Source organism: Laspinema palackyanum D2c, assembly GCF_025370875.1.
GTDB lineage: Bacteria > Cyanobacteriota > Cyanobacteriia > Cyanobacteriales > Laspinemataceae > Laspinema > Laspinema palackyanum.
On record NZ_JAMXFD010000028.1, the window covers coordinates 1 to 9,722 of the forward strand.

Here is a 9,722-nt window from a genome sequence, read left to right on the forward strand (position 1 = left end):
GGGCCAAAGTTTGCAAAAACAAAAGTTTTTAAAGTAATTATTTAGCAATATTTTAGCATACTAAGTACGAGAGAACCGGAGTTTTGAGCTGGGAAACGAGACAGCAGTGCCCTCCCACTTTTTGAGACTTACCATAAGGGGGTTGCAAAACATAAATCATCCAAACGTTTGTAGTCCCCCCTTCAGGGGTGATCTGAAGAGGAGTCGGTGAAGGAGTCACTACGAACGGTTTGTAGTAACTCCTTCAGGGGTGATCTGAAGAGGAGTCGGTGAAGGAGTCACTACGAACGGTCGATCGCACCTTCCCATCCCACCCCCTGAGACTTCCCATAAAAAAAGTGCAACGTTCAGGGTTGCACCTAATTTTGACGTCACCCATTGGCGTAGTGAACCCGAGTGGGATTTAATCCCGCAGAACGTAACCGACCCCACGCACCGTCTGAATGAGTCGTTTTTCCCCCTGTGCTTCTAGCTTAAGACGGAGGTAACGAATATAGACCTCAATAATATTGGAATCCCCCATAAAATCGTAACCCCAGACGTTTTCCAGAATTTGCTCCCGCTTGACCACTTGTCGGGGATGGGAAATTAGATATTCCAGTAAGTCAAACTCTTTTGCCGTCAGTTCAATGGTGCGATCGCCTCGGCGCACTTCCCGGGTGCGTCGGTTCAAGCTTAAGTCAGCAAAGGGTAACAAATCCGGGTCTACTTCAATCGGACTCCGCAGATGGGCCTTGACGCGGGAAATCAAGTCCTCGGAACTAAAGGGTTTCACCAGGTAATCATCGGCCCCTGCATCCAATCCTGCTGCGCGATCGCTCACTTCATCCCGCGCCGTCAAGACAATCACCGGGACCATATTGCCCAGGGTTCGCAAACGACGGCAGACTTCTAACCCTGAGAGTCCGGGCAGCAGGGCATCCAGGAGGACCAGATCCGGATTCAACTCGGGGATCGCTCTCAATCCGGCGACCCCATCCCGAACCACCATCGCCTGATAGCCTTCATATTTGAGTTCTAGTTCGATAAATTGAGCGAGCTTGACTTCATCTTCAACCACAAGGATATTCGCCGTCATGGATTATCGCCTATTGGATTTTAGACTTTAAATTTTAGGGGGTTTTGAGGGTCTGTGTATCCTCAAGGCGATCGCCCCACGGCATGACCCCTTCCCTCTTCCTCAATCCAGAGTGAACAATCGAGACTATTATAGACCCTAGAACGGCCTCTCATCGGTTCAATGGAGTGGATAAACAGGTCCTCAGCAGAAAACCCGGATGAGCTAACCTGGAATCACACCCACCCAGGGTAAGATAAAAATCATGTCAATGTCACCAGATCATAGTCTCTAGGCCAGTCATTTGATTTAAAAATCAAGTCTAGCCCATAGCACCTGTCAAATCAAGTAGGGGTTAATTAAGGATGAGTCCAGTGGTTAAAGTGGTCCAACCCGTTGGCCTTTTAGATCGGACTAAGGTGGGTCAATTTGAGCGAGAAATTAGCAGTTATCTGGCGGAAGGAGCTGAAATTGTACTCATTGATTTTCAAGATGTCAGTTTCATGGACAGTTCCGGTTTAGGAGCAATTGTTGCAGCGATTAAAACCGTTCAAGCTGCGGGAGGGAAGCTATTTTTGTGTTCCATCAATACCCAAGTCAAAATGCTATTAGAACTTGCGGGATTGGATAAAATCATGAAAGTCTTTCCCAACCGAGAGGAATTTGAAAAACACGTCCTTTCTAAACCGGATTAAGCTCAGCACCCCAGCCATCCGAGCAAGGCGATCGCCTCGGTCTTCCTTCCTAACCTCAGGAGAGTCTCCAAGTTTTTTACAAACAAGCGGATTCAATCAAGAGGGGACCGGAGGTGGCTCCCTTGCGGATGGGGATTGCCAGCCGTAAGCGGCTAAAAATCAAACTTCACCTGCAACAAAGAGACATCATCATGAAACGTATCTTCTTTAGAAACTTGGCGCACTAAGCCTAACACTTGGTCCAGATTAAACGAATTACTTTGCCGACATTCCGCGAGTAAATCGATAAAGTTATCGAGACTCCACATCGAGCCCTCGGGTTCGTTAATTTCATAAATCCCATCGCTAAAAATATAAAGCGAACTCTCTGCCTCAATCTGGCAGGAAGCATTTTCATATTTAATATTGGGAAACATTCCAATCGGCACCGAGGTTTCCGTTCGCAGCTTTTGTACCTGAGCATCTTTGGAGAGCAAAATTGCCGGGGGATGTCCCGCACAGGAATAAACAAGCTGGCGCTGCACCTGATTATAGACCCCATACCAGATTGTAAAATACATATTCCGTTGACGTTCCATCTTAATCGCATGATTGAGGGCCGTCAGCACCTGATAGGGTTGATAGAAGTCAGTACCGGGGAGAAAACGAGCGCGCAATAAATTTAAAACCGAAACCGACAGTAGGGCCGCGCGAGACCCATGTCCGGAGACATCCAGGAGATAAATGGCTAAATTATCATCATCGAGCCAATAATAATCAAAACAATCTCCCCCTAACTGTTGAGAGGGAATAAACCGAGAATCAATGGGGACAGGTTCGCTCAAGGGGAGGGGGAGGAGCGATCGCACATATTCTGCCGCCTCCGCCAGTTCCGCTTTCAGGGCCGCCTCCGCCCGTTTGCGTTCCGTAATATCAATCCCCACAAACACCGCTGCTTGGTCCTCTAACCACTTCTTAGCAATCACCAAATCGCTGCGAAAGGCCCCATTGACCTCAGAATCAATTTCAATCGAGGCTTCCCGGGATTGGGTGGCAAAGAAATCGCGGACAAATTGTCCGAAAACCGATTGCCGAAATCCAACTTCGCGTCCGATAAATTGAGCCAGGGGTAAGTTGTAAGTGGCGGCTAAATGGCGATTAACCCCTAAATAGTGAAAATCGGCGCTAATTAGAGAAACAGTGCCGGGAACGGCATCCAAGACCGCTTGGAGTTGATCCCTAGCGAGTTGGACGGTAGCTTCAGCTTGCTTGTTGGGGGTGACATCTTGGACAAACCCTTCATAGCCAATGGTGCGACCTTTAATATCGATTAAGGGTCGGATATTTTCAGAAATCCAGATTGTGGAGCCATCGAAGCGTTGGACTTCCACCTCATGAACGAGGTGACCCTGGGTTTCTAGTAGATGTATGCACTTTTCCCATTCATGGGGTTGGAGGTAAAGTTGGCGGGGATGTTCTACCCGAGAGAGGAATTGGGTGGGGGACTCATAGCCATACATTTTGGCGAGGGCGGAGTTGATTTGGCAGTAATGGCCCTCTAGGGTGAGTTGAAAGAGTCCCAGGGCAGTATTTTCAAAGAGTTGCTCGTATTTGAGGCGGGCTTGTTGTTCGGCGGTGACGTTGCGGAACAGGGCGATCGCATGGTCCGGTTGGTGGCGTTCCCATAAGGAGGAGAAGTTGGCTTCCACCCAGACGCGATCGCCGGTTTTGGTGAGTAAAATTAGACTGACTCCCGTGAGGGATTCCCCGACGCGGAGTTTTTCTAGGATAGTCGCGGCGGGTTCAAAGGAGGCGGGGTCGAGAATGTCCCACCAATACATAGAAGAGATGTCTTCTTGAGAATATCCGAGGGTTTTGAGCCAAACTGGGTTGACATAAAGCAGCCGTTGGTCACTCAGACGCAGGGTTTGGATAGCGTCATGAGTGTAGTGGAGAACATCGAGGAGGTGGGGTTGAGCCGGTGCAGGGGGTTGGACCCGGTGACGTTCTAGGGTGGCGATCGCCTGAGTTGCCAGGGTTTGCAGGGTTTGCTTTTGGGTCGCGCTCAGGTGTTGCGGTACGCGATCCATGATACATAAGGTGCCGATGGGGTAACCCTCTGAAGCGATCAGGGGAACACCGGCATAAAAGCCGAGAGGGCCTGGGGGATCATCCAGGCTATTGTCCGGGAGTAATTTTCCAGGTGGGGTGAGGGGGTTGAGAACCACCAAACCTCTTTGTTCTAGGGGATAAGTAGACCAGGCGCAGGCGATGTCGAGTTCATCCAGGGTGGCCCCCACCTGGGATTTTACCGAACAGTTACCGGGGATGCCCAGGGTGATCACCGCGATCGGCATCTGAAAAATCTCGGGAATCAGGGCGGTGAGTTCTTGTAAAGCAGTTTGAGTCCCGGCATCAATGGTTTCATACCGGCTTAGGGCTGGGAGTCTTTCAGGTTCATCATCGGGTCCGGGTACAATCATGGGGGTAATGCGATCGGCGGCTAAAGTTCGTAGGAGGTTCCGAACGCCTGTCTTGAGTGAATAAAATAGCAGATGGGAGGGGGAAATGAGTTTGCTCATCAACGGAAATTTTTTCGCATGATCAGACAGTTGCGATTGTCTCCGATTCGGGTGTACAGCAGTTCATTGGTTAATTGATCCATGAAGATTAAGCCTCGGCCTCCTTCATCCAATGGATTGCCATTCGGGTTTTCATAGCGGGACTGGAGCTTGGCTTCTAAATCGAAGGGGGGGCCGTAATCCCAGATTTTGATCTCCACATAATTCGGAAAAACGGTGACTTCAATTTCGATCTCCGTTGTAGGCGGCAAGTCATGGTGAGCATGACGCACTGCATTGGTGAAACCTTCTGCTAAGGCCGTTTGATACTGCCACCAGTGATCGCGGGGAAGTAGGGAGTAGATTTCATCTTCTAACCATTGCAACACTTGTGCTAAGGCATAGAGATCAGTTTTAACTTGCAGCCGCGATCGCTTCAGCGGTCGCTCCTCTTTAGCCTGTCGTTTTCCTAGCTGGGAAGCGAGTCCCTTCCACCAGCTGCCGAAATTTTGTAACACCATCTTCTATATGATGAAGAATGTTTCCGTCTGGGCTGGCTTCCATACCCAAGGGATGAAAGTGGGATCAAAGGTGTATCGGTTCTGGCGGCGGCCAGAATGATCGGTATGAAAGTAGAAGGCCCAGACGTCAAAAGATCCCTTCTCTCTTTATCCTACAGCTCCCTTTAACGACCTAGTAAGCACCACTATTTTTGTTAAATACGACCGCTATTGTTTTTAAAATCAGCTTTAAATCATAAAGCAGGCTCCATTTTTTTTGGTATTCCAGATCTAAGCGAATCACATCCTCAAAGGTGCGAATGGACGATCGCCCATGCACTTGCCATTCTCCCGTCATCCCCGGTTTAACATCCAGACGTTGCCATTCAGGGACTTCATAGCGATCAACTTCATCCGGTAGCGGAGGTCTCGTTCCCACCAGACTCATCTCTCCTTTCAGGACGTTCCAAAACTGCGGCAACTCGTCTAAACTCGTTCGGCGCATAAACTGACCGATGCGGGTCACCCGAAAGTCTTTTTCATTTTTGAAGAGCGGGCCTTCGACTTGATTTTCGATTTTGGATTTGATTGCTTCTGCATTTTCGCACATCGAGCGGAATTTCCAAATCCGAAATCTTTTTCCCATCCAACCACACCGGATTTGACTAAAGAAAATCGGTCCCGGACTATCGGTCTTGATGGCGATCGCCAGGGGAATAAACGCAATTCCCGTAATTCCTAACCCCACCAATGCCCCTACAATATCAATGAATCGCTTCACCGAGGAACGCACCGAGGGATGGGTTGTGGGCAGTTCTGCATTCTTGTCCCCTTTCCAGTTACCTTTTGAGGCGAGTTGCGCCGTTGTCCCCGTCATCGATCCCGAATTGCCCTCAAAGGTCAACGCTTGATCTAAGGCAGTTAGGGACAGGACTGACATCACTTGAGATTGTACATTTCGCAAAATTAAATCAATGGATGAGGTTTGGGTGGTTTTGAGCACTCGGACCAAAGCACCCACTCCACTACTGTCTATAAACGTGGTTTTACTAAAATCCAGAATAATATGTTCCGGCGGTGGGGTCGTTTCACAGAGTTCATGACAGGTTTGTTTAAAAAATACTGCCTCAATTACGCTTAAGCGAGGGGGTAGATGCACCACTGCTTGATCGTTACTCAATGAAACTTGAAAATCTGCTTCAGGAGTTTGGCTAACCATAGAAAATATGACCCTTCGTTGCAATCAGCTCAATTTTTTATTTTTTGACAAGATGTTTTGGTTTGGGAAATCCCTAGGTGTTCCAGTTAGGGGCTAGATGCCAGAATTGGGATGTTCAGTTCCCACCCTTACTGTTTTTTGCCCTCGGGATTTAATCGGATTCTCTACGATAGTCTCAATCGCAGCTTAATCTTTATTTTTAAAGTAGCAACATCTGGGGGATGTTGGGTAGGCGATCGCAGCTAAATCAGTCTTTAGATATACCTCCACTGGTTTTTACCTCTAGCTATAGATGGGGAACTCTCTTCATCCTCTCCATTCGCCAACAACTCCATCGGAAAAATTCCCCCGGAAATTCACTCAATTCCCCCTCCTTTCTTCTTCTTGATCGCTGGATCTTCACAAATCAGCTCTCCTCAGAATTTAATCTTATCAATTTATGGCTGAGTCCTTACCTCGGGATAGAGCCACTTCATCCTTAAAAAATTTTCCTCCCTTGAAAAATCTATTAATTCTACCATATTTTTGATAAAATCTCGGACATTTTTCAGGACTGGATGCCAAGGGAATACTTTACAGTTCATATTAATAAATTAAACCGACGGATTGGGGCCCATTGACTGTGGACCCGCACTGCCCCTTGATGCACCGGAAATTCAAGGGAATCACCCTGAGTTCCGCCTTTCCGAATCGGGGGATGGAACACTGTCTTTGTTGTTACATAGCATAAATACGCTGAAATATCAAGCAGAGGACGCCAGTCCCCGATTCAATCTAAGGGACAAGAAACGGAGTTTCACCACCCAGATTGGCTGCTAATTGCGACAGATTGTTTCAATCACCCCGGTTTGGATTCCCCATACTATACCCGAAGCCCTAGGGCCTTGGGTATAGTATGGGCAATCCAAAAATGAAAATTTCCAGATATAGCGACCCTCAATCAATTTGAAAAGGGATCCAACCCTGAAAGCTTTAGATAAGGATATTTTAATGTTTGGATTGCCCTAAAATCCGTAAAAACTCCCCATATTGGGGAATCAAACCGCTAATTTTCTCCAGGGATTTAATTTTGAGCCAGGGCTATATCCAGAACCCTAGTAGAGGCAGATTGATCCGGATTATTCTGATGCTGTTCAGATCGCGGCAGTCATTTAGTTGAACTCCCCGCCAAAGAATTTGATTTGTTAGAGTTCCTGCTGCGCCATCCCCGCCCAGTCCTCACCCGAGACCCGATTTTAGAACAGCTTTGGGGATATGACTTTATAGGCGAGTCCAATATGATTGAAGTTTATATTTGCGCTTTACAAAGCAAGCTAGAGGTTCACAATCCCAAGGGTCTAGTCCAAACCGTGCGCGGTGTGGGGGATGTCTTGCGGGAGTATGCGTAAACCCGAGATGTAGTCCGGGGGTACAGTCGGGTTAGAAAGCGGGTTTTTGGAGAAAATCTGGAGTCATTCGCCACCCAGAAAGGGCGATAAAAACCGGATTGTTGTCCCTTTTATCTAATACTTTACTGGCATCTTAGAAATTTTTCTTTCCGGTCGCAACTCCCTCTACCTCATTGGAAGTTCGGCCTTGAAACCCCTTTTTTTAAAATTAGGCCGAGGGATTTTTTCCTGTGGCTACATCCGGCAGGGGGCTGGGCTGTTCGGTGAATCCTTTATAAAAATAGCCAGAATTGCGATCGCAAATGTAGCGCATCCTGTTGAAATTCAGGGGCGATCGCAATAATTTGGCTGGGTCGGGAATTCCCTCTTTCCCCAGTGACCTGCCCCTATAACCCCTAGATTTCGCAGCAATCTTCCCATAAAAATACAGCGTTTTATCCCCCACTGGTTCAATAGGAATACTCCAAATGACGGAAGGAATTTCTAATAGGCTCAGAAACCTCTCCAAATGTATTCCTTAAGTTTTATCTCCGGTTATAGATATTTATGTCCCCAGAGAGAAATCAAGATTTATCCTCGACATTTTTCTCTAATTAAGTACAAAATAAGACATGAAAACCTTAGAGTGCATTCCTGACAAGCATCATTAAAATTCAAATGCCCTCAAAGATAGAAATATTTTTTGTAATTTGAAATTTTTTCAATATTTGCAAGGGTTGAGGGCCTGTTCTTGGAGGATTTAATGCGCTCAAAAAATCTACTGTCTTGAATAAAATTTAGATAAAAATATGACCCCCAATATTATTTTTGGCCCAGAATTCGGTGAAGTTATTATAGGATCCGAGGAAGCCGATTACATTATCGCCAATGAAGGAAACGATACCGTGCGCGGTGTTCCAGGGGATGACCTGGTTGAGGCCGGTTCCGGTGAAGATTGGCTGTATGGAGACCAAGGCAATGACACCCTTTTAGGGAATGAAGACAACGACACCATCTTTGGCGGTCTCGGTAGTCCGGTGCCAGTGGGACCCTTACTCGACCAAGACTTAGTTTTTGGAAACACCGAAAATGACTATCTCCACGGCAATGAAGGAAACGATACGATTTACGGCGGCAAAAATGACGACCTAATCCACGGAGGCAAAGATGATGATTGGTTACATGGGGACCTGGCTAGAGATACAGTGTTTGGGGACCTAGGCAACGATACAATCTATGGCGGCCCTGCGGATCCGGTCCGAGTCCTGTTGGATAAGAATGACTTGCTCTTTGGAGTCAGTGGTCAGAACTTGATGCAAGGGAATGTCGGCGATGACACCATCTTCGGCGGTACCGAAATGGATGTGATTTATGGGGGTCAAGGTAACGATTTAGTCATAGGCAATGTCAGTTCTGACATCATCTTTGGGGACAAAGGCGATGACACCATCTATGGCGGCACCGGCAACCTAGACATCAGAGACCCCGAGAGTGATGATTTCATCGTGGGTGGGGATGGTAATGACCATCTCCACGGCAATGAAGGGAAGGATACCCTCATCGGCGTCAGTGGTTCCAATCTCATGCGCGGGGGTCAAGGGGAAGACCTGATTTATGGCGCGGACTGTAATGACCTGATTTATGGGGATAAAGGGTCAGATACCCTAGTTGGGGGAGGCGGTGCCGATATTTTTGCGATCGGAGTGACCACTGGCAGTCCAGTTTTGGAGGAAGCTGACCATATCCTTGATTTTGGGAATGGGTATAACCTGATTGGATTAGACCAAGGTCAAACCTTAGAAAATCTCAATATTTTCCAAGGGGAAGGAGAATATGCGGCCCATGCGATCATCCAAGATCGGACCACCGGCGAATATTTGGCGATCGTTCATAACACTGACGCCACGACTCTGACCCCGAATCGGTTCACAATGGAGGTGGTCCTTAACATTGGTTGTGATGGTGATCTTCCCCCGGTGGCAACCCTTGGTGATGGAGACTTGCGATCGCCAGAGGTGCCCGCAGAAGTGACCGGGAACGAGGAACCACTCCCCCAAGAAATCCAAGACCAAATCGCCACGGGAGCGTCTGGGATTATCTTTGGGCCTATACCCCAGAATCCGGCCCCCACCGAGGAACCGCCCACAGTTGTCTTTGCGCCACAGCCTTCCGTAGTACAAGCCCCTGTGATTCCTTCTCCGGACCCGGAACCCACACCGGACCCGGAACCCACACCGGAACCGGACTCCAATCAGCCGCCAACGGTGACGATTCCTATACCGGACCAAAATGCTACAGCCGGAGAAGCATTTAGCTTTGCAATTCCCGAGGAGACCTTTACGGA

General features: G+C 48.0%; 8 protein-coding genes and 1 pseudogene. 4 read left to right on the forward strand and 5 right to left on the reverse strand.

The annotated features are described in order from the left end of the window. Positions 1–403: 403 nt before the first annotated feature. Positions 404–1,078, reverse strand: a complete 675-nt coding sequence (locus NG795_RS23165; protein WP_367290996.1) for a response regulator transcription factor — start codon at positions 1,076–1,078, stop codon at positions 404–406. A gap of 344 nt (positions 1,079–1,422) precedes the next feature. Between NG795_RS23165 and NG795_RS23170 the strand changes: the two genes are divergently transcribed. After that, the gene (locus tag NG795_RS23170; protein ID WP_367290997.1) at positions 1,423–1,752 is read left to right on the forward strand and encodes an STAS domain-containing protein; all 330 of its coding nucleotides are present in this window, start codon (positions 1,423–1,425) and stop codon (positions 1,750–1,752) included. Positions 1,753–1,904: 152 nt separating this feature from the next. On the opposite strand, the gene NG795_RS23175 is transcribed toward NG795_RS23170, so the two are convergent. The 3 genes from NG795_RS23175 to NG795_RS23185 form a co-directional block, all read right to left on the reverse strand. After that, positions 1,905–4,313, reverse strand: a complete 2,409-nt coding sequence (locus NG795_RS23175; protein WP_367290998.1) for a SpoIIE family protein phosphatase — start codon at positions 4,311–4,313, stop codon at positions 1,905–1,907. Continuing rightward, positions 4,313–4,813 carry an ATP-binding protein gene (locus tag NG795_RS23180; RefSeq protein ID WP_367290999.1) on the reverse strand — a complete coding sequence of 167 codons (501 nt, stop codon included), beginning with the start codon at positions 4,811–4,813 and terminating at the stop codon, positions 4,313–4,315. Before NG795_RS23180 ends, NG795_RS23175 begins: the two co-directional genes overlap by 1 nt. Positions 4,814–4,985: 172 nt before the next feature. Further along, the gene (locus NG795_RS23185) at positions 4,986–6,011 is read right to left on the reverse strand and encodes a sugar transferase (RefSeq protein WP_367291000.1); all 1,026 of its coding nucleotides are present in this window, start codon (positions 6,009–6,011) and stop codon (positions 4,986–4,988) included. Positions 6,012–6,122: 111 nt separating this feature from the next. Between NG795_RS23185 and NG795_RS23190 the strand changes: the two genes are divergently transcribed. Both NG795_RS23190 and NG795_RS23195 read left to right on the forward strand, forming a co-directional pair. Then, entirely contained in the window at positions 6,123–6,257 is a 135-nt protein-coding gene (locus NG795_RS23190; protein WP_367291001.1) for a hypothetical protein, read from the forward strand. A gap of 893 nt (positions 6,258–7,150) precedes the next feature. Beyond that, positions 7,151–7,399, forward strand: a pseudogene (locus NG795_RS23195) (winged helix-turn-helix domain-containing protein); the annotation flags it as partial. Positions 7,400–7,607: 208 nt separating this feature from the next. On the opposite strand, the gene NG795_RS23200 reads toward NG795_RS23195, so the two are convergent. Further along, positions 7,608–7,844, reverse strand: coding sequence for a hypothetical protein (locus tag NG795_RS23200; RefSeq protein ID WP_367291003.1), 237 nt, complete (start codon positions 7,842–7,844; stop codon positions 7,608–7,610). A gap of 343 nt (positions 7,845–8,187) precedes the next feature. Between NG795_RS23200 and NG795_RS23205 the strand changes: the two genes are divergently transcribed. Beyond that, on the forward strand, positions 8,188–9,722 hold a 1,535-nt coding region (locus tag NG795_RS23205), incomplete at its 3' end, for a calcium-binding protein (protein ID WP_367291004.1).